We start from the raw sequence: 21,937 nt of genomic DNA on the forward strand, positions 1-21,937 counted from the left end.
GTGCTATTTATATATACAACGAAGAAGCTATTACTGCAACAATTTTTCTTATCCTTGGTTATTATACGTTTATTAAACGCTAAAAGTCAACAGATACTCACACATTTCGCTGTAATTCGTAAAGAATGTTTTCTCCGCACAAAAAGAATAAGCTTTTTTTGTATAAATCGACTACGCACAAACAGAGGTCCTGCTGTGACGTCATTTTGTCCGCAAAACCCCTGTTATTGTGTATTTGTCATATCCGTGACGCTGAACGTTCAGACTGCACCGAGACTCAGTGCAGTATCATATCATACTGTAAACTGTGAATCAGCTATAACTGTATCACCGCTTGCTGTCTTGACTGTTATCTTGTAGCGGTAGCTGCCTGAAGGAAGTGTATTGAATGTGATAGCATTGTCGAACTTCTTTCTCAGGTCGTAGGAAGTTGAGTTCGGATTGTCTGTGCAGTAAAGAACGCTTGTCCTTCCGTCTGCTGTATAAACTCCGCCGTAAACCTGTGTTATAGCAGCGTTGGAGTTGATGATTCCGCCGATGATGTAAGGCTTGCCCTGTGTGAGCTTGCCTGATGGTACGATAGAACCCGATACTGTTACGGAAGCATTCTGTGTTGCTGTAGCACCGTTTCCTACTGTGAACGGCGACTCGGCTACTACTGCCTCGCCGTTTGCAGTCTTGGCTGTTATCTTGTAGAGGTAGCTGCCTGCGGGAAGTGTATTGAATGTAAGTGAATTATCGAACTTTCTTCTCAGGTCGTAGGAAGTTGAGTTCGGGTTGTCTGTGCAGTAAAGAACGCTTGTCTTGCCGTCTGCACTGTAAACTCCGCCGTATACCTGAGTGATGTTTGCTGTGGAGCTGAGGATTCCGCCGATGATGTAAGGCTTGCCCTGTGTAAGGTTGCCTGAAGGTACTATCTTGCCTGATACTGTGATAGCTGTATTGGACGGAGTCTGAGCTGCTGCTGTGCCGTTTCCTACTGTGAACTTGGACTCAGCTACTACTGCCTCTCCGCCTGCTGTCTTAGCTGTTATCTTGTAAACATAGCTGCCTGCGGGAAGTGTATTGAATGTAAGTGAATTATCGAACTTTCTTCTCAGGTCATAGGAAGTTGAGTTCGGATTGTCTGTGCAGTAAAGAACGCTTGTCTTGCCGTCTGCACTGTAAACTCCGCCGTATACCTGAGTTATGTTAGCTGTCGAGCTGAGGATTCCGCCGATGATGTAAGGCTTGCCCTGTGTAAGGTTGCCTGAAGGTACTATCTTGCCTGATACTGTGATAGCTGTATTGGCTGGAGTCTGAGCTGCTGCTGTACCGTTTCCTACTGTGAACTTGGACTCGGCTACTACTGCCTCACCGCCTGCTGTCTTGGCTGTAATCTTGTAAACATAGCTGCCTGCAGGAAGTGTATTGAATGTAAGTGAATTATCGAACTTCTTTCTCAGGTCGTAGGAAGTTGAGTTCGGAGTATCCGAGCAGTAAAGAACGCTTGTCTTGCCGTCTGCGCTGTAAACTCCGCCGTATACCTGAGTGATGTTGCTTGTGGAGCTGAGGATTCCGCCGATGATATAGGGCTTGCCCTGTGCAATGTTGCCCGAAGGTACTATCTTGCCCGATACAGCGATAGATGCGTTTGAAGCTGATGCAGTAGTCTGGGCTGTGCTGCCGTTTCCTACTGTGAACTGTGATTCTGCGATAACTGCGTCATCCTGTACAGTTCTTGCAAACACTCTGTAAACGTAGCTGCCGGGAGCAAGAGAATCGAATGTTAACTTATTGTCAAGGTAAGTTCTGAAATTGTATGTGGTCGAATTCGGGTAATCCTCGCAGTAAATGACCTTTGTCTTGCCGTCCGAGCTGTAGATTCCTCCGTAGATCATGCCGATAGTGTACTTTGATGAAACATTTCCTGTTATTATGTACGGCTTGCCCTGTGTGAGGTTGCCTGTAGGAGCTGTAACTCCCGAAACGGAAATGCCAAGTACGTCAGCGTTTGAAATAGCTGATGCGCTGAGCGGCTGTGCCGAAGGCACTACCGGTACTGCTACTGCTGCGATAGTCAGTAAGAGTGCAGCGGCTTGCTTCATTGTTTTTTTGTTTTTCATAAATATGCCTCCTTGTTTTTTGTTCTTTGTTCTCTTTCTTACATACAGATTGTAAAATCTGATGTATATAACTATTATATCACCATTCTTTCAAATTGTCATTCATGAATTTGACAAAAAATAAATTTTGTTAAATCCGTACATCTTCTCAACTCGATTCAACACAAGATTGTTGAAAACTGTCAGAACTTCGGAGGAGTTTTATAAGGATTCGTAAAATAATTCGGAGTTTCCCGAGGGTATATAGTGAAAAATGTTTTATTATTCTCCCTTCGGCAGTTTCTATTACAACGAGGATAGTGTTTGTTTTTTTACTTTTTTCCACGTCAGCATTTCACTGTCCTTCTGTCCGACAAGTCCGCAAATGAGGAAAATTGCTGTTTACCCATTGCTTTTTTATTTGTTATGTGTTATAATGTATTTGTATTGCGTATTTCGGGAGGTCCGATACGCGCTAAGCTCCGTTTATCCGAAAGAGAGGAAATGATATTATGATTATTCTGGACGAACTCAGAGTAGAGATGGTCGGCTACCGCAAGGAAATGAAAGAGCTTGCGGATGTTCTGAATATAGAAAATGCCAAGAAAAGAGTCGAGGAACTCGGCGAAGAGACCGCTAAGGACGGCTTCTGGGACGATCTTGAAAATTCCCAGAACGTGCTGAAGGAACAGAAGTCCCTCGAACGTAAGATCGAAAAGTTCAACAAGCTCAACGACAGCCTTGAGGACCTTATTACACTCATCGAACTTTCTATCGAGGCTGATGACGAAAGCGACATTGAGGAAATAAAGTCCGAAGCTGAGGCTTTCAAGAACAAGCTTGAGGACGAAAAGCTTTCAACTCTCCTTAACGGCGAGTATGACAACGCTAACGCTATCCTTACATTCCATGCGGGCGCAGGCGGAACAGAGGCTCAGGACTGGGCTGAAATGCTTTACCGTATGTACAACCGCTGGGCTGAGCGCCACGAATTCAAGGTTGAGCTCCTTGATTACCTCGACGGCGATGAAGCAGGTCTTAAGTCCGCTTCTATCCTCATCGAAGGCGAAAACGCTTACGGCTATATGAAGTCAGAATCAGGCGTTCACAGACTTGTCCGTGTGTCTCCTTTCGATGCTCAGGGACGCAGACATACTTCCTTTGCTGCCCTCGAAGTTATGCCCGAACTCGACGATTCTATCGAAGTTGATATCCGTCCCGAGGATATTGAAATGGAAGTTTACCGTTCAAGCGGCGCAGGCGGTCAGAAGGTAAACAAGACCAGCTCTGCTGTACGTCTTATCCATAAGCCCACAGGTATCGTTGTTTCCTGCCAGACTCAGCGAAGCCAGTATCAGAACAAGGACTACGCTATGAAGATGCTCCGCTCAAAGCTCGTTGAGATCAAGGAGAGAGAGCACCTCGAAAAGATCGAGGATATCAAGGGCGTTCAGAACCAGATCGCATGGGGCTCACAGATACGTTCATACGTGTTCATGCCGTATACCCTTGTAAAGGACACTCGTACAGGCTTTGAAAACGGTAACATCCAGGCTGTTATGGACGGCGATATCGACGGCTTCATAAACGCTTACCTCAAATCACTCTCACACGGCACTCTCGAAAAATAAGGACGGTGCATTGCAATGAGTAAGCGCACTATAGGAATTATTTGGATATGTGCAGGTATACTCTTTCTGATATCGGCAATAGTGTCAAAACGCTTTGTTATATATATCGGACTTGCAGCTGTCGATTTCTTTATCGGAATAGCCAACCTGGTACAAAAAGATAAAAAATGATCCTCAAAGAGCAATAAGTTAAATATAGGGACCGCAGGATTCTGCGGTCCTTTTTGTATACAAACAGTTGACCGATACCGCGCCTTTCAGCCGGATTGTGATAAATGTTTTTATATGCAAACTTAAAATAATATCCTTAAATATGGAATATATACAATTTTATCAAGTAAATTTTTATACATAGATAGTGGTTGGTCTTACGCAACAAATGAAAAATATCTTGTGAGATATGTTATAATAAATAACAGAGTTGCGCAGCTCGGGATTAATTAATGGATAAAAATAATATAAAGGATAATGATCAAAATGAAGAATTTTAAAAAAGTTACAGCAACTATCGCAGCAGCAGTTCTTTGCGCTGTTCCTATGATGATGAACACAATCTCAGCAAACGCATACTATGTTTCTGTTACAGGCGGATATATCCCCGGTGACGCAAACCAGGACGGCTATACAAATGACAAGGATGCAACACTTGTTGCAAATTATTCCAAGGGCATCGATCCTGAGCCGGCAAAGAGACACGAGATCAATCTCGCAACAGCTGATGTTAACGGTGACGGAACTATCACTTACGTTGATTCTCTTATAATTAAGAAGTACGCTGATAAGGATATGGGCAAATACGACAGATCAAGAGCGGCAAGAGAGCGCTTCAAGAAAGAAGTAGGCGATATCAATCTTGACGGCAAACTCAGCATGGTAGATGTACTCGTTCTTGATGATTATATCAGAAAGGGCGGCATTGACAAGGCTTCAAATATGGATCTCTTCACACGTGCAGATGTAAACGGAGACAGATCTATAACAAATGCCGATGTTACAGCTATTCAGCGCAGGATCCTTCAGCTTCCGTGGACTGAATAATTACTTCTTACTATAAAATATAATATGCACATACGAAAGGGCTCCCGATTATTCGGGAGCCTGTTTCTATATAAAAACTCCACAGCAAGCATACAGATACTGAAAAAACTGTGTGAAATCCGAAAACTGTGTGAAATCCGTTGCATTGAGTTAATTATTGTGGTATAATGATGAAAGTAAAAATGGGTCAGTCTGCGTGATTCAGCCGACATGATATGTGATACCATACATGCAGCCTGATCGGAGAGAGGGAATGTAATGAAGTATATAAACAAGACAGCAGCCTTTGCTATGAGCCTGCTGCTCTGCATGGGGGCATACGCTCCCGCAGTCTCTTTCGCAGAAGAACCTGAAGGTCTCTATGCGATAGAGGACGAGACCGAGGCAGTCGAGTCGGAAACAAAGACCTCGGGCAGCTTTACCTATAGCCTCACTACAGAGGGAAACGCCTGTATCGAGGACTGCTCCGATACCTCAGCGGAACTCGTTATACCTGATGAGATAGACGGCAAAAAGGTTACGGAGCTCGGCGCAGGCGCTTTCGGAGAGTCTCCCGCAGAGACCATAACCATACCTTCTTCCGTTGAGTATATATATGCGGAAAATCCTTTTGCAAGATGTGCAGAGCTGAAAGAAATAAAAATAGACGGGGAAAGCGATTACTACACACTTAAGGACGGCGTACTCTTTACAAAGGATATGTCAAAGCTCGTTATGTATCCGCCAAAAAAACAGGGAACTTCATATACAGTCCCCGAAGGCGTGCTTAACCTCGGAGTTGCCGCATTCTACAACAATGCCTCACTTACAGAGATAAAGCTCCCTTCCTCCGCCGAGGAAATGGGACACCATACCTTCGCAGGATGCAGCGCACTCAAAAGCATCGATATGTCGGGTACAAAGATCTCCTTCATCGAGGACCTCGCTTTCTTCGAGTGTACTTCTCTCTCGGAAGTGAAATTCTATGAGAACTGCCTTTCTATCGGTCTTGGTTCGTTCTACATGTGTAAGGCTCTCACCGAGATAGAGCTTCCTCAGCACCTTATAGATATCGGTCAGAGCGCTTTCATGGCAACAGGTCTGAAGGAGATAACCGTTCCTTCATCCGTCGAGTCAATAGGCTATTCCGCCCTCGGATATGATGATAATGAAAACGCTGTAAGCGGCTTCGTTGTTATCGGCGATGAAAATTCCGCTGCACAGAAATATTGTACCGATACAGATGAGGAATACGACTATAAAAATAATTTCGAGTTCGTAAGCACTCAATACGCCGAAGCAAGAAAGGAATACCTCTCGCTTGATACCAAATTATCAGGTGACTATGAGTATATGGTAGAGGACGGCAAGGCTACCCTTGTATTCTGCTCTTCAACTGCATACGATGTGAACGTTCCTTCCGAAATAGACGGCTATGAACTTACAAAAATATACAAGGGCGCTTTCCTTACCTGTGACTGCTCAGAGATAACTCTCCCCGAGACTGTCACAACTATCGGCGACACGGCTTTCAAAGAAACTCTTATCGTACTGAACCTCCCTGCAAGCTGTACAACTATCGAGGGTGAAGAACCTTTCATATACTGTACAGGTCTTGAAGAAATAAACGTTGCCGCAGGAAATACCGCTTACAGCTCGGAAAACGGCGTTCTCTACAATGCCGATAAATCGGAGCTCATCGCCTATCCTATGGCTAAGTGGCAGACCGATTTCACTGCACCGAAAACAGTGAAAAAAATCGGCAAATCCGCTTTCTGCAATAACCCTTACTTAGAGTCTGCCGACATTTCAACGGTTACGAATATCGGTACATACGCTTTCGAGGGATGTACTTCACTTTCCAACGTGAAGTTCTCGAAGGACCTCGTTGCAGTTGGTGCTGATGCATTCTATGACTGCCCTTCACTTAAAAGAATCCGCCTTTACAACAAGCTTGAAACTCTCGGAGAATGTGCTTTCGGTTACTGCTTCGATGAGGAGGCTGCTGCCGAAATACAGGAAAAACAGGCTGAAAAAGCTCAGCAGTCCGCTCTTGACACTCTTCTCGGCGAAGAGGAAGAGAAACTGCCTTCTACCGACAGGCTTGTTGACGGATTCAAGATCTACGCCGACGAGAATACTCTCGGTTATAACTACGCAGAGGCAAACAATATAGAAACTGTTACAAACACCATCCCCATAGGAAGCAAGAATGTTGCCAAAGGCTTCCTTTACGGCATCGCAGGTCTCGCTGCTGCCGCTTTAATGGCAGTTATCGGCGTTATAACAGGCAAGAGCATCAGCAGAAAAAAAGCTCAGAAAAAACACGACGAGCTTGTTAAAGCTACAAATGAGAAAATAAAAAAGAAGCGCGAAGAAGCAGAGGAGGTCAAAAAGAATGAAGCTGAATAAGCTGTTATCTGCCGCTGCGGCAGGATTCATCATCCTCAGTGCTGTTCCCTCAGCCGCTTCAGCTGTGGACGATACTATGCTCAATCCACAGGAAGAGCTTACCGACGGTACTTTTACTTACGAACTCGAAAACGGTTCGTACATCCTTACTCACTGCGAGACCGGTGCCATTGTTACGGAAGTTCCGCAGGAAAGAAACGGCTATACCATTACCGCTATTGCTGACAACGCTTTTACGGAATGTACCAAAATAACCGAACTGAAAATACCGATGTCGGTAAAAAAGATAGGTACAAGCGCTTTTGCCGGCTGTACTTCACTCAGCAAGATAACTCTTCCCGATAAGCTTACAGAAATACCCGAAGGCGCTTTCATAAGCTGTACTTCCCTTGAATCGGTGGATATCCCCGACAGCGTGACCTCTATAGGCAACTACGCTTTCTATGGATGCGCTGCTCTTGCGGATGTTACCCTCCCCGCTTCACTCAGCAACTTTGGCACTATGGCCTTTGCAGACTGCGAGTCCATTGACAATATCGATGCTTCAAAATGCAGCGGTTATAACTTTGCCGACGGTATGCTGACTGACAGCGGAAAAACAAAGATATACCGTGCTTCAACCAAGCTTACGGGCGATGTTTACATCGATAATACCGTAACTTCTATCGAACCGGGCGCTTTCTCACTCTGCGAAAATATTGAGAACCTTTTCATTCCTTCTTCCGTTGTTACTATCGGTGACGACGCCTTCGGCTACTGCGGAGGTCTCAAGAAGATAGATTTCTCAGAGGGACTCAATACTATCGCTCCGATAGCCTTCAAATACTGCCTTGAGCTTGAAACAGTCGAGTTCCCCACTACACTTAAGGAAATAGGCGAGGGTGCCTTCTTCAACTGTCCGAAGCTGAACCGCGTTACACTTAACGAGGGACTTGAAACCGTCGGAAACGGCGCTTTCGTGGGATGTACTTCATTGAACAGTATTGCTGTTCCGAGAAGCGTTACTAAGATAGACGAAAATGCTTTCGGCTATAATATCAGCCAGGAAGGTCAGTATGAGCTCAACAACAACTTCAAAATGAGCGTTTTCTCCAATACGGCAGGCGCAAGATATGCTTTTTCCAATAAGATAAGCAGCGATTCCGTTGACAAGGACCTTAAAAAGACCGCTTTCCTGATAGTTGCGGCAGGTCTTGTTATCGCAGCTATAGTTTTTGCTATAGTTCTTATGGCAAGAGGCAGAAAGGGTGCTTCTGCAGCCGTCAAGGAAGCCGAAAAGCTCGAAAAGGAACAGGAAGAGGAAGCAAACTACAAGAAGATAATCGATGAATGATATTGCACAGACTATCAAAGCCGCAGTACTCATGAGCACTGCGGCTTTTCTTCTTACATACATGGTAAATTATATTAAGGAGATCGGATATTGATAATAGATGCACATTTACACCTTCCTGTAGGAGAGAAATTCCGCACTCTTCAGGAAAAGAAAGAGAAACTGCTTGCAGAGATGAATGAGAATCACGTTGATAAATGCATTGTTATTGCAGATTCATGGCCGGAAAGCGAGATAGGTTCGACGGATGAGCTTACAGATCTTTTTCCTGTTACCGAAGAGCAGCGTGTTCTGGTTGCAGGCGGTATCAGTCCGGATGTTTCCTTCAGAGAAAGCCTTTCAAAGCTGAATGGATATCTTGACCGCAGACAGATCGTCGGAATAAAACTGTATACAGGGCACGAGAAATTCTATCTTGATGATGAGAGACTGAGTGAGGTCTATGAAACCGCTTTAAGGTACAATGTACCTGTACTTTTCCATTCCGGCTGGGATGATGCACAGTACGGAAATGCTGACCTTGCGGAGAAAGTGCTTGGAAAATACCCTGAGCTGAAGCTTGTATGCTGTCACTGCTGGTATCCGCATATACAGAAATGCATGAAGCTTATCAAGTATCCCAATATGTTCTTCGACCTTTCGTCCGTTGCTGATGATGCAGATACACAGAACGATATAGCAGACAGCGTAATGACACTTATAGAAAAAGTGCCGGATCGTGTTATATTTGGCTCTGACAGCTTCGGATGCAGTATGAAGGAGCATATCAGGTTTATCGGAAGTCTGGACCTTGCACCTGAGACCAAACAGAAAATTTTTTATGACAACGCAAAAAGAATATATCAGATTTAAAGGAGATAATTATGATCAAACTTATCAAAGATGCAGATACCAAACGAACAATTGCAAGAAAAGTACTTGAAGCGCTCCGTGACTGGTTTGAAGTTGATGAGAGCAGAGAAAAGTATATTGCCGAAAGCGCAGAGCAGATATTCCTTGCCGCTGAAGAGGACGGGGAATACGTCGGTTTTCTCTGCCTTAAAAGGACAGGAAATGCAACTGTTGAGCTTGCAGTTATGGGAGTTCTCAAGGAATACCACCGAAAGGGACTCGGAAGAGAACTCTTTGAAGAAGCTAAAAAAATAGCAAAGGAAGAAGGTTTCTCCTTCATGCAGGTCAAGACAGTTCAGATGGGAGTGTATGAGGACTACGACAGAACTAATCTCTTCTATCTCTCATGCGGATTCAAGGAACTGGAGGTCATAAAGGAATTGTGGGGAGAGGATAACCCTTGTCAGATATACATCATGTCACTCTGAGACAAAGTGCAATAGGGACACTTATACAGAAAATATATGCGTATTTATCCGGGGGAAACCTTTCTGAGGAAAGGTTCTCCCCCGAACCCCTTTCCAAAGACTTTCTGCCCCAAATTTTCAGCCTTGCATGGCACTTACTCATAGTATTACTAAAACAGTAGTTTTACAAGAGCGCCATGCAAGGCTGAAAATTTAAAGTAAAAGGCTCAGAAAAGAACTCAGAGAGACCTCTTATCAAAAGATTGCCCCGATAAGTATACATACATCTTATGCATAAGTCTCCCAGTTTACTCGTCACGCTTCGGGGACAAAAACAGCAGTCCCGATATGCTGCTTATTATCGGTACGGCTGCGCTGAATGCAAGCGCCGTGAGCATCTGCTGCGAGGAAAGATCAACTGTGCCGAATACCGTCTGAAGCTGCGGAACAGCGACTGCGGCGGCAAGTACCGCAAATGAAATCAGCACCGAGAATACAAGCTTCATATTGCTGAAAAGGTCTATGCCGAACAGTGAATGTTCTTCGGATTTGCACTCGAAAACGTGTATCAGCTGGGACATAACAAGGGTGATGAGTGCGGCAGTCCTGCCCGAATCCACCGAACCGCTCATCCGCATAACTGCGGCAAATGAAGCAAGTGCAGACAGTCCGATGAGTATTCCCCGAATGACTATCTTCCACATCAGTCCGCCTGCAAAGAAGCCCTCGTCGGAACGTCTCGGCGGTCTGCTCATAACGTTTTTCTCGGGCGGTTCCATTCCAAGCGCCACCGCAGGAAGACCGTCCGTGACCAGATTCACCAGAAGAAGCTGTACAGGCAGCAGCACTACAGGCATACCGAGAAGTATCCCCAGGAACATCGTCAGGACCTCGCCTATGTTGCAGGAGAGAAGATACCTCACGAACCGCCTTATATTGGCGTAAACACAGCGTCCCTGTTCAACTGCTCCAACAAGCGTCGCAAGGTTGTCATCAAGGAGTATCACATCCGCCGCCTGCTTCGTTACGTCCGTACCTGTAACGCCCATTGCTACGCCTACATCGGCTTCCTTGACCGCAGGGGCATCATTAACGCCGTCCCCTGTCATGGTGACTATCTCACCAAGCCGCCTGAAGCTTCGCACGATACGCAGTTTGTGTATCGGCTCTACCCTTGCGAATACCGTGTATTTGTTTATGCACCTGTCCAGTTCATCGTCGGACAGCCTGTCAAGTTCCGCACCTGTCATTGCAAGACCGCCTCTCAGCAGACCAGCCTTTTTTGCAACTGCTACGGCGGTATTTTTGTGGTCGCCTGTTATCATGACAGTCCGTACTGATGCAGCGGCACATTTGCGGATAGCAGTTTTAGCCTCCTCACGTGGCGGATCGTACATTCCTGCGATACCGAGAAATACAAGCTCACTGCTGTAGGGAACGAAGTCCGCCGACTTGCGGAAGGCAAGCACAAGTACCCTCAGCGCCCTTCCGGACATATCATTCATTTTTCGTTCTATACGGCTTCGCACTGCGGAGGTCATGGGGATGATACTGCCCTTGCTGTCCATATACATCCTGCAACGCGGAAGAATCACCTCACCTGCGCCCTTATAATAGGTCATGCGTTCTGAACCTGCGGAGCAGTGTACCGCCATGAAGCGGTAGTCGCTGTCGAAGGGCAGTTCATCAAGTTTTCGGTATTCCGATGATACTGCTGAGGGAGTGAGTCCGCCCTTTGCTGCGGCAATAAGAAGCGCCGCTTCCGTAGGATCTCCCGTTACCTTCCAGCTCCGTCCCGAACTGCGGAACAATGCCGATTTCTCAGGCTCTATGGATGCGGTCGTACACAAAGAGCCGCACCTCAGTGCCTCCGCAAGTGCAGGCTCCGAACCGATATCCGCTGAAGCTCCGCCCTTTGATACCTTTCCTTCCATTCGGTAGCCCATTCCGCTGAATGTGAAATCTTCATCCGCAGTTGCAAGCTCGGTAACTGTCATTCTGTTCTCGGTTATCGTGCCTGTCTTATCCGAACATATCACCGAAGTGCAGCCGAGAGTCTCGACGCTGTGAAGTCTGTTCACAAGTGCCTTATGTTTCATCATTCGGCTTACGGCAAGAGCAAGGGATATGGTAACTGTTGCGGGAAGTCCCTCGGGTATAGCGGCAATGGCTATGGTTATGCCTGTCATGAGCATGTCGAAAACATCCTCTCCTCTGAGAACTCCTGCAAGGAATACCGCCGCACATACTGCAAGGCATATGACAGCAACCGCCTTGCCAAGCTCCGCAAGGCGCTTCTGGAGCGGAGTCTGTTCATTGCCGATATCCTTAAGAAGCTCCGATATCCTGCCCATCTGCGCCGATTTGCCCGTAGCTATGACTCGTGCTGTACAGCTTCCCTTTGTCACTGATGTTCCGCAGTAGACTATGTTCTCCTTGTTCAGCGAATTATCCGTATCGTCGGTATCTCCCACCGCCTTGCGTACTGCCTCGGATTCGCCTGTGAGTATGGATTCGTCCGCATAAAGTCCCGCCGCCCTGAGAAGTACACAGTCCGCAGGCACTCTGTCTCCCGCTTCAAGCTCGATAACGTCCTCCCTTACCAGTCGGGCGGCAGGTATCTCAGCAAGCTTTCCGTCACGGTAGCACTTCGCTGTGGGCGCAGTCATGGAGCGCAGAGCTTCAAGAGTGTTCTCGGTCCTGTATTCCTGAACGAATCCAAGCACCGCATTTAGCAATACTATGAGGATTATGGTCACTGCGTCCGATATTTCTCCCAAAAGGACGGATATGACTGTAGCTCCCAGCAGTATCATCACCATTACATCCCTGAACTGACCTAAAAATATCTTCGCCGCACCGTTCCTGCGGTTCTCGGAAAGGACGTTCTCTCCCTCTTCTTTAAGCCGTTTTTCCGCTTCTTTTTCCGTTATTCCCATTGGTATCATCCTTTCAGTTATACTGATAAATGATATGTCCGGCATGGACAGGATATGACGCAAATAAATATCAATTCACACTTTCTTTACATATAACTAACGGCAACTCTGTTGACTGTAATGTGTAACTATGTTAGAATTAACACGGTATTATTTACCATACAGAAAAAAAATAAAGGAGAGTATTTATGAAAATCAAAGGAATTATTGCTTCGGCATTGTCTGTCATACTGCTTTGTTCAGGTATTTTACCCGCTTCAGGCAGCATCTGCGCCGCTGCAGCAGACTCAGCCACTATCAGTGCAACTGAGATCAACGCCGGAGCAGGTAACATCATCTCGTTCCCTATCAATCTTTCAAACACTTCAAATGTCCCCAAATCAAACAGACTCGCTTTTTCTATAACCTACGACCAGCCCCTCCAGCTTGCTACAACAAGCTTCGGTTCGGATGATCCATATGTTACCTACGGCAATACAGGAATAACCAACGGTACGTTTGAAGTAAACCAGGAGGACCACATCGTTATATTTACCTCAGACAAAATCAACACTTCCCTTAAAGACGGCAAGATACTCGATCTCTATTTCATCGTACCCGAAAACGCCGTTGTGGGAAAATACAACATCACTTTCTCTGAGACCGATCTCTTCGGACAATCTTCCGATTCTTTCGCTGTTACTCCTAAAAACGGTGCAGTCAAAGTATTCAGCGAAGTAACCCCTCCTGAGCAGCTGATATCGGGCGACCGTATTTACGGCACACCGGGCGAAACTGTTGAATACAATATAAAGGCAATCAATCCTCCTGAAGTATATGGCATAGGAGTTCAGCTTGATTACGATAATGCACTTAAACTCAAAACCGTAAAGGGCCATGATGATCTTCCTGATGTGTCGTTCTTCAAGGATATTAAAGATTACTCGATAACACGTTCGATTAATGACGACGAGGGTATCGCCTCTATAGGTATAAGTTTAAAAGATTCAAAGATGCCTTCAGGCTCGTATGATTTTATGAAGCTGTGGTTCACTATTCCCGAGGACGCAAAGCCGGGATATTACCCTGTTATCCTAACTTCAAAATATAGTAATTCAAAGAGCGATTTTGGAGATATCGAATCCCGTCACGGCTGGATAAGAGTTAAAGGTGATGAACCCGAGGTTACTATGTCCGCCGAGAATATAACTGCTGTTCCTGGTGAAACTATCTGCTACTCGGTTTTCGTCAACGATAACCCCGGATATGATGTTGCTTCGGTTCAGATGAAATTCGATCCGCGCTTCACTATCCGAAAGGAATCTGCCGTTCCGAACGGTGCTTATACGATAAGCGGTCCCGCAGCTCTCACAACAAGCAATGTTGCTACACTTAATCAGAAAACAGGTACAGTTACATTCGACGATTCAGGTAAATCCAACAACAGAACAGGTAAGCTCTTCTCAATATACCTCACTATCCCCGAGGACACAGAACCCGGAAAATACCCCGTTACTTTCATCGAAAGCTTCGCTGCTGTAAACGGTAAACAATATAAGGTAAAGGCTACAGGCGGCGCTATCACCGTCAAGAACCTCTCTACCGTAAAGGGTGATGCTAACTGCGACGGAAAACTCGATATCGCTGATGCCGTACTCCTTCAGAAGTGGCTCATGAATGTCCCTGAGACTGAGCTTCAGCGCTGGCAGAATGCTGACGTATGCGAGGATAAGACTCTTGATGCTTTCGACCTTGCTGCCCTCAGACGTCTGCTCGTAAAGTAAAGAGCGTGAAATAAAGCTGAAAATAACGAATACCTCACAGGGCGGATATCCTCCGCCCTGTACTTTTTTGTCTCACTGCTATTGACTTTTATCCCGTTTTGATGTATAATTATTTATGCACTTGTGCAGCACAGCTCCCCGTGCAGCGAATTTGCTGAGCAAACGACCGCTGCCAGCGGCAGATGAAGGGAGTTTGCGAAGGGATGAAATATGGAGCAATGCAAGCGTCAGCGAAACAGTGCGACTTATTTCTGACCGACAATGAGCAGGTCTCGGACTGATTATAAAGCGACAAGCGTGCAGCACCTTACAAAATTCAAAAATTAAATATGCTTGTGTAGCACAGTTGGTAGTGCAGCTCATTCGTAATGAGCAGGTCGCAGGTTCGAGTCCCGTCACAAGCTCCAGCGCAGATTCTGCGCATACAGATCAACGCCTCACTTTATTAGTGGGGCGTCATTTTTTATCAGTAACGCTTCATTTATCCATATGTGAACCATAAAGTGTTCGCATCATTGACATCATACGTATAATATGCTAAAATAACAGACAGTTAATAAAGTGGATGGGAGAGAATTATGGAAACACTAAGAGAAACGGAGATCGGCAAGACCGTCCGTGTTGAGAAAATAGGCGGAGACGGTGCATTGAGGCAGCATTTCCTTGATATGGGAATAATCCCCGGCACGACCATAAAAATAGTAAAATACGCTCCGATGGGAGATCCGATAGAACTGAGACTTCATGGCTATGAGCTTACACTGCGGCTTGCGGATGCGGAAAAGATAGAAGTCTGTCCCACCGATGAGACCGATGATAAGGAACTCAAAAAGGCACACAAGAAGTTCATAGACCACCCGGGACTCGGTGAAGGCGGTAAATTTCACCCAAAGGGCAGCGGTGATCCTCTTCCCGAGGGTACTGTAATGAAATTCGCTCTGGTAGGAAATCAGAACAGCGGAAAAACTACACTTTTCAACCGCCTTACAGGTTCAAAACAGCATGTAGGAAACTTCCCCGGAGTTACGGTGGACAGGAAGGACGGCGCTATAAAAGGTCATGAAGATACCCTTATTACGGACCTTCCCGGTATCTACTCCATGTCACCGTACAGCAGCGAGGAGATAGTTTCACGTAATTTCGTACTGGACGAAAAACCACATGCTATTATCAATATTGTGGATGTTACAAATATCGAGCGTAACCTGTACCTTACCATGCAGCTTCTGGAAATGAACATTCCTATGGTCGTTGCACTTAATATGATGGACGAGCTTTCTGCCAACGGCGGAGGCATTGACGTAAACGCTATGGAAAACCTGCTTGGAGTACCTGTAGTTCCCATATCTGCCGCCAAGAACGAAGGTATAGAGGAACTTGTCGAACACGCAATACATGTTGCTTACTATCAGGAACGTCCCGTATTCCGTGACTTCTGCGGAAAGACACAGAACGGCGGTGCAGTTCACAGATGCCTGCACGGTGTTGAGCACCTTATAGAGGATCATGCCGAAAAAGCAGGATTGCCGCTGAGGTTCGCCGCAAGCAAGGTAGTCGAAGGAGATCCGCTGATACTTACTCAGCTTAAACTCGATAAAAACGAGGAAGAAGCATTAGAGCATATAACTCAGCAGATGGAAAAGGAAAGAGGTCTCGACAGAAGCGCTTCGATCGCTGACATGAGGTTCAGCTTTATTCAACAGCTGTGCGAAAAATCCGTCACAAAGCCCTCGGAGAGCAAGGAACATATACGAAGCCGCATGATAGACACCTTCCTTACGGGTAAATATACGGCTATACCCGCTTTCATCGGTATAATGGCGCTGGTATTCTGGCTTACGTTCAACGTTATCGGTGCATGGCTTCAGGGACTTCTTGAAACAGGTGTCGAAAAACTCACCGAGCTGACGGATTCCGCTCTTACTGCCGCAAACGCAAATGATGCGATACACAGCCTCATTATTGACGGTATTTTCGCAGGTGTGGGAAGTGTTCTGAGTTTCCTGCCTGTTATAGTTACACTGTTCCTGTTCCTTTCTCTGCTCGAAGACAGCGGTTACATAGCAAGAGTTGCTTTCTTTATGGACAAGCTCCTGAGAAAAATAGGTCTCTCGGGCAGAAGTATAGTTCCTATGCTCATCGGATTCGGATGCTCTGTACCTGCGGTCATGGCTACAAGAACTCTCCCCAGTGAGCGCGACAGAAAAATGACTATACTCCTTACCCCTTTCATGAGCTGTACAGCAAAGCTTCCAATATACGCCTTCTTTGTAAGCGCTTTCTTCCCGAAACGAGGCGGACTTATAATGGTCGGACTCTACCTTCTCGGCATAATAATCGGCATACTTGCCGCTTACCTTTATAAAGGTACTCTGTTCCGCGGAGAGGCAGTTCCCTTCGTAATGGAACTTCCGAATTACCGTCTTCCCGGACTCCGCAACGTTACACAGCTTCTCTGGGAAAAGGCTAAGGACTTCCTGCAAAGGGCATTCTCGGTCATCCTAATTGCTACTATCGTTGTGTGGTTCTTACAGAGCTTCGATATCAACCTTCACATGGTGGATAACGCAGAGGACAGCATACTCGCTAAAGCCGCAGGTATTTTCTCGCCTGTAATGAAACCGATAGGTCTCGGCGACTGGAGGATACTCGTATCTCTCGTAAGCGGATTCATGGCTAAGGAAAGCGTTGTATCAACCCTTGAGATACTCTACGGCGGCGGAGTTGCTTCCGCTATGACTTCACTCTCGGCTGCTTCGCTCCTTGTATTCTCACTGCTCTATACTCCATGTGTTGCAGCAGTTGCTTCCATAAAGCGTGAGCTCGGTATCAAATGGGCAGCTACCGTTGTTGTATGGCAGTGCGTTATCGCATGGGTCGCTGCACTTATAATCCGTGCCGTGCTTATCCTGATAGGAGTGAAATGATGAACCTTATCGATATTATTCTCATTGCCGTTATTGCCGCGGCGTTCATCCTTGCAGTCGTAAGCTGTATACGTCAGAAGAAAAAAGGCAGCTGTTGCGGTAACTGTTCTGACTGCAATGGCTGCAAGAAATAGCGATACTTAACGAATATTTATATAATAGTTTTATGTATATTATTGAGGGAAACTCTTCTGAAAAAAGTTTCCCTCAATTTCTTTTTAAAGCCTTTACTTTAAATTTTGAGCCTTACAGGGTACTCATGTAAACTACCGTTTTAGTAATACTATGAGAGAGTACCCTGTAAGGCTCAAAATTTGGGGCAGAAAGTCTTTGGAAGGGGGCTTGGGGGAGAACCTTTCCTCAGAAAGGTTTCCCCCGATAAACATTCATAAAACAGTACAGGGCGGCTGATTTAGCCGCCCACATACAGGAAAAGAATAATGATGGAAATAGTTAGAAGATCGCTTGGTTTAAAGAATATTGTAATTAGTGCCTACATAAATATCTATTATACACTCTGTACCGAGTCTTACTATACTGTAGTACGGTGCTGTTATCGGTTCATATGCTCTGCTGTTTATATAATCAAATAGAGTACCGAGTGTCTCCTCTATACTGCCGAAAGTTCCCTCATGACGTATACACACTGCGTTGATAAGTCGGAATACAGGCTTGAAACTGTATTCATTACAGCTTTTCAGCTCTTCGCTTATCGGTATAAGAACCTCTATATTTCTGAATTCGCCGCTTTTTACCGTAAAAAGCATGTTATCCGATGCCTCAACTCCGAGACGGCTTATATTCCTCTTTACATGTTCAGCGAATTCGGGAAGCTTTTCCCTTTCAAGATGAGTTTTATACGAAATAAGGTTGCAAAAAAACAGAGAGCGATGTTCCACTATCTGCATATTTCCCTGCCCCTTGATCCTGCCCGTAAGGTCATCCTTTCTGTACCCGAAAGAGCATTTTTAATACCCCGCCCGGAAGAACATCACTGCTTAATTCAAAACACATAACAGACTCGAAACTTCATATAGGGATCGTTGAAAGTTCAGTATAATAGGACACCATGAATTTGCACATGTATTCAAGGATAAGAGTCTGACGTCTCTCATTTGTGTTTTCAGCAGTTCTGTTCTTCCTGCGGTGTTGTTATTATTATACTTTGCATTTCCGATCATCTCAACAATAAGGGAGTGAACGGACAGGTTTCGGGAGTGAAATGTCCTTTTCCGGGGAAATTTCTATCTTTTTTTATTTTCTCGATTGGTCAAGCATCAGCTCTATATACAGCGTAAATACGCTGTTTTCTGCACTTATATCCGCTTTGCCGCTGTATTTGTCAGCGGTTTTCATTATATTTGCAAGTCCGTATCCGTGAAGCGATTTGTCCTTCTTTGAGGACTCTATCCGTCCTCTGCTCTTTATCTCTACCTTCTCAAACATGGGATTAACTACTCTGAAAAAGAAGTATCCGCATCTGAAATCTGATTCGATGTTTATGGTCTTTTCACTGTTTTCCTCGTCCTTTGCACAGGCTTCTATCGCATTATCAACTGCATTCGATATAATGGTGCAGAGGTCCGCATTCGTTATGCCCATTGTCGGCACAAATCCCGAAAACTCGATATGTGTATTGTACTGATTCGCTTTTTCGTTCTTGTCATCAAGAAGTGCATCAACTATGATGTTTCCCGTGTCGAAATTCTCCTTCGTGGGACGACTGAGAGTTGCCATTTCAGCAAGATAATCAAGCGCTTCTTCATTCTTTTCATCTGCTATGAGACTTCTAAGGCATATCATATGATTGCCGAAATCGTGTCGGAAGCTCCTGAATTCGTTGTATATCTCGTTTATCTTCCTGTAGTATTCCACCTGATTTTCAAGCTGCATAGACAAAAGTGCGGATATCTGTTCGTGTTCACGCTCGGCTATACTTATCTGCATTATCCTTACGGTTATGTAGAATATCGTCACTACCACGGGGAATATCAGGAACCTTGCAAAGTGTACGAAATCGGTCCTTATCGAGATATACTCGTAAAGACTCATAAGATAGAGGAAAATAAGTATCACCACATAAAGCCGACGGGGTATCAGATTTATGCTTTCGGTTATTATAACTCCGTATTTCTTTTTCTTTCTGATGAGCACAAGAAGGAGTATTATAACTGCCGTTTCAAGATAACATGCCACTATCTTGTAGTATATCCTCTCGCTTATGAACATCTGCAATATCGTGGTATAGTTCGCATTTGTCACGAAGGTCAGAAGGCTGAGATAGAGCATTTTCAGCTCGAATTTACGGAACAGCAGTGAGTATACAAGACTGTTCAGCAGCATTACCACAAGCAGTATCACCATTCTTACGGGAACATAGAAAAGTTCGGCTGGAAGCGTCAGAAGCAGTGAATCTCCTGCTATCGCAGCCATACAGAACCAAAACAGAAATCTGTTCTTTGTCACCTCGTATCCGAGTACCTTTCCCATCAGTCTCACGGTGAAAAAAGATAGCACTACTGATGAAAAGAAATATAAAGCGTAAAGCATACCCGTCACCTTCCTGCAAAATTGAATCTCTTTACGTAATCAACAAATGCTTTCTTGAAAGCACCGTACTTCAGCTTGCTTATAAGTGCTTTTTCCTTGTTGTCGAAGAGAATGTCTGCCGAAGTGTGCGAGACTATATGGCGGAATCCCACAAGATAGGTACGATGAGTACGGAAAAACCTGTCCTGAGGAAGCAGTTTTTCAAACTCGGAAAGAGTCTTTTTGAAAAGTATGTTCTCGTCTGCCGTTCTGATGCAGCAGTATTTATCCGATGCCTCAGCATAGATTATATCGTCTATCCTGATACGTCGGTTATTGTCATCGGTTTTTATTATGATGAACTTGTCATCATCGTGATCAGCAAGATAGTCGTCCATAGCGGAAGACAGTTTTTCCATGTCTATCGGCTTTACAAGAAAACGATACGTATTTACCTCGAAAGCATCGAAGACTATGTGCGGAAAGCCCGTAAGAAATATTATTGCGGCATCGCTGTTTTTCTTCCTTAGTCTGCGGCAGGTCTCAAGTCCGTCGGGACCGTCCATCTGGTAATCCATGAAAATAATATCGTATTCGATCCTGCTTGCAAGAAGATCCGAACCGTTGGTGAAATCATCGTATACAAATACGAGACGACGGTCCTTCGCATATTTTTCAAGACATTTCTTAAGGTCGTTGTGGAGGAGCGGTTTGTCATCACAAATTGCTATCTTCATAATATTTAGCCTCTTCCTTAGTTAATTTTTGGGCAGTAATCTACCGTTCGCTCTGAAAAAACTACCGTTTACTCGGAAAACAGTGACATATCCGCGCAAAGGTGTTATAATAGCATCAAAGCTCAACGAAAGGAGTGGGATCGTATGTGGGACTGGCTTTTCGGCTGATCGATCGTTAGTGTAATTCATTCAAACATACCTTATATTAACATTTTTTCTAAATAATGTCAACCACACCACCTAACCTATCAAATAATAAAGCGGCAGATCTCTCTGCCGCTTTATTATTATAGTTTTTCAAATTCCGATGCCGGTACTCCGCAAAGAGGACATGTGTAATCCTCGGGAAGCTCGTCGCCTATATACTCGTATCCGCATACTGTACAGCGCCATATTGTCTGACCGCTTTCCGTCTTGCCTACGGGTACTGCTTCTTCCTTTTCTGCCTCTTTCACTACCTTCTCGAAGTCTGATGCAGGATGCTTGCACAATGGACAGATAAAGTCATCGGGAAGCTCTTCGCCTACATACTCATATCCGCATATCGTACAGCGCCATATGGTCTGACCATCGGGAGCAGTGCCTACTGCCTGCGGCTTAGGCTTGATATTGCTCTGGTAATACTCATAAGTTGCGGAGGGCGCATCGCTTATTACCTCCATATCGGTGACATCGGCAATGAACATGGTATGTGTGCCGAGGTCAACGGTCTGACAGACCTTGCCAGAGATAAATGCGTTTATGCCCTTTGTAACGTACATTTCACCGTTGCTTCCGCGCTTGCAGTCTGTATATCCGCCGAACTTGTCAACGTCCCTTCCCGACTGGAATCCGAAATGCTTGAACAGGTCGAAATCCGCCTCGCAGCTTATGACTGAAGCAGTAAAGCTTTTGCTCTCCATTATCATATCATGTGTAAGGTTTGCTTTGTTTACTGTGACCGATACCCTGTTAGGTTCTGAAGTTACCTGCATAAGAGTGTTGGTTATACAGCCGTTATCCTTGCCGTTAAGGGCGGCGGTAACAACAAAAAGTCCGTAGCTTATTTTATACATTGCTTTTTTATCCATAGTATGACAACCTCCTTAAAACTGCTCCCCGCAAGGCGCAGTAATATAATATGATGATAACAGTTATTCTCTTAAAAGTCAATAGATTTTTTATTAAAACGAGGAAAAATTTATTCAGCAAGCATAAACCCCGATGATACGACAAATACAGTCCAACATTACTCTTTTCAACTGAAAATCCCTTGATTTTCTGCGAA

The 21,937-nt window shown here is 45.1% G+C and carries 15 protein-coding genes and 1 tRNA gene; 10 read left to right on the plus strand and 6 right to left on the minus strand.

What is annotated here, in order from left to right:
• Positions 1-293: 293 nt before the first annotated feature.
• The gene (locus tag BT127_RS16850) at positions 294-2,105 is read right to left on the minus strand and encodes a hypothetical protein (protein ID WP_075424904.1); all 1,812 of its coding nucleotides are present in this window, start codon (positions 2,103-2,105) and stop codon (positions 294-296) included.
• A gap of 491 nt (positions 2,106-2,596) precedes the next feature.
• On the opposite strand from BT127_RS16850, the gene prfB reads away from it, so the two are divergent.
• The 6 genes from prfB (at position 2,597) to BT127_RS10275 (ending at position 9,796) form a co-directional block, all read left to right on the plus strand.
• Positions 2,597-3,715: a peptide chain release factor 2 gene (gene prfB, locus BT127_RS10250; protein ID WP_075424905.1), complete on the plus strand. Its 1,119-nt coding sequence runs from the start codon at positions 2,597-2,599 to the stop codon at positions 3,713-3,715.
• A 477-nt stretch (positions 3,716-4,192) separates the two neighbouring features.
• The gene (locus tag BT127_RS10255; protein WP_075424906.1) at positions 4,193-4,753 is read left to right on the plus strand and encodes a dockerin type I repeat-containing protein; all 561 of its coding nucleotides are present in this window, start codon (positions 4,193-4,195) and stop codon (positions 4,751-4,753) included.
• 258 nt (positions 4,754-5,011) lie between these two features.
• Positions 5,012-7,144, plus strand: a complete 2,133-nt coding sequence (locus BT127_RS10260) for a leucine-rich repeat domain-containing protein (RefSeq protein ID WP_075424907.1) — start codon at positions 5,012-5,014, stop codon at positions 7,142-7,144.
• Positions 7,131-8,477, plus strand: coding sequence for a leucine-rich repeat domain-containing protein (locus BT127_RS10265; RefSeq protein WP_075424908.1), 1,347 nt, complete (start codon positions 7,131-7,133; stop codon positions 8,475-8,477). The genes BT127_RS10260 and BT127_RS10265 overlap by 14 nt, the downstream gene beginning before the upstream one ends.
• Positions 8,478-8,567: 90 nt before the next feature.
• Positions 8,568-9,329 (plus strand): amidohydrolase family protein, encoded by a 762-nt coding sequence (locus BT127_RS10270; protein ID WP_082334995.1) that lies wholly within the window; start codon positions 8,568-8,570, stop codon positions 9,327-9,329.
• An 11-nt stretch (positions 9,330-9,340) separates the two neighbouring features.
• A complete protein-coding gene (locus BT127_RS10275) occupies positions 9,341-9,796 on the plus strand; it encodes a GNAT family N-acetyltransferase (protein WP_082334996.1) in 456 nt (151 codons plus the stop codon).
• Between the two features lie 287 nt (positions 9,797-10,083).
• Here BT127_RS10275 and BT127_RS10280 read toward each other — a convergent pair whose 3' ends face one another.
• Positions 10,084-12,714 carry a cation-translocating P-type ATPase gene (locus BT127_RS10280; RefSeq protein ID WP_082334997.1) on the minus strand — a complete coding sequence of 877 codons (2,631 nt, stop codon included), beginning with the start codon at positions 12,712-12,714 and terminating at the stop codon, positions 10,084-10,086.
• Between the two features lie 188 nt (positions 12,715-12,902).
• Between BT127_RS10280 and BT127_RS10285 the strand changes: the two genes are divergently transcribed.
• From BT127_RS10285 to BT127_RS16510, 4 genes are all read left to right on the plus strand, one after another.
• Positions 12,903-14,477 (plus strand): cohesin domain-containing protein, encoded by a 1,575-nt coding sequence (locus tag BT127_RS10285; protein ID WP_075424912.1) that lies wholly within the window; start codon positions 12,903-12,905, stop codon positions 14,475-14,477.
• Between the two features lie 331 nt (positions 14,478-14,808).
• Positions 14,809-14,884: transfer RNA gene (locus BT127_RS10290), tRNA-Thr, on the plus strand.
• Positions 14,885-15,055: 171 nt separating this feature from the next.
• Positions 15,056-17,404, plus strand: a complete 2,349-nt coding sequence (gene feoB, locus BT127_RS10295) for a ferrous iron transport protein B (protein WP_075424913.1) — start codon at positions 15,056-15,058, stop codon at positions 17,402-17,404.
• Positions 17,404-17,538 carry a FeoB-associated Cys-rich membrane protein gene (locus BT127_RS16510; protein ID WP_139275500.1) on the plus strand — a complete coding sequence of 45 codons (135 nt, stop codon included), beginning with the start codon at positions 17,404-17,406 and terminating at the stop codon, positions 17,536-17,538. Before feoB ends, BT127_RS16510 begins: the two co-directional genes overlap by 1 nt.
• A gap of 336 nt (positions 17,539-17,874) precedes the next feature.
• On the opposite strand, the gene BT127_RS10305 is transcribed toward BT127_RS16510, so the two are convergent.
• From BT127_RS10305 to BT127_RS10320, 4 genes are all read right to left on the minus strand, one after another.
• On the minus strand, positions 17,875-18,312 hold the full coding sequence (locus BT127_RS10305; protein ID WP_075424914.1) for a hypothetical protein: 438 nt from the start codon (positions 18,310-18,312) through the stop codon (positions 17,875-17,877).
• Positions 18,313-18,658: 346 nt separating this feature from the next.
• The gene (locus BT127_RS10310; protein ID WP_075424915.1) at positions 18,659-19,954 is read right to left on the minus strand and encodes a sensor histidine kinase; all 1,296 of its coding nucleotides are present in this window, start codon (positions 19,952-19,954) and stop codon (positions 18,659-18,661) included.
• 5 nt (positions 19,955-19,959) lie between these two features.
• Positions 19,960-20,670, minus strand: coding sequence for a LytR/AlgR family response regulator transcription factor (locus tag BT127_RS10315; protein ID WP_075424916.1), 711 nt, complete (start codon positions 20,668-20,670; stop codon positions 19,960-19,962).
• Between the two features lie 287 nt (positions 20,671-20,957).
• Positions 20,958-21,740: a flavin reductase gene (locus BT127_RS10320; RefSeq protein ID WP_075424917.1), complete on the minus strand. Its 783-nt coding sequence runs from the start codon at positions 21,738-21,740 to the stop codon at positions 20,958-20,960.
• Positions 21,741-21,937 lie beyond the last annotated feature (197 nt).

This window comes from Ruminococcus sp. XPD3002, assembly GCA_900119535.1.
Taxonomy (GTDB): Bacteria; Bacillota; Clostridia; order Oscillospirales; family Ruminococcaceae; genus Ruminococcus; species Ruminococcus flavefaciens_H.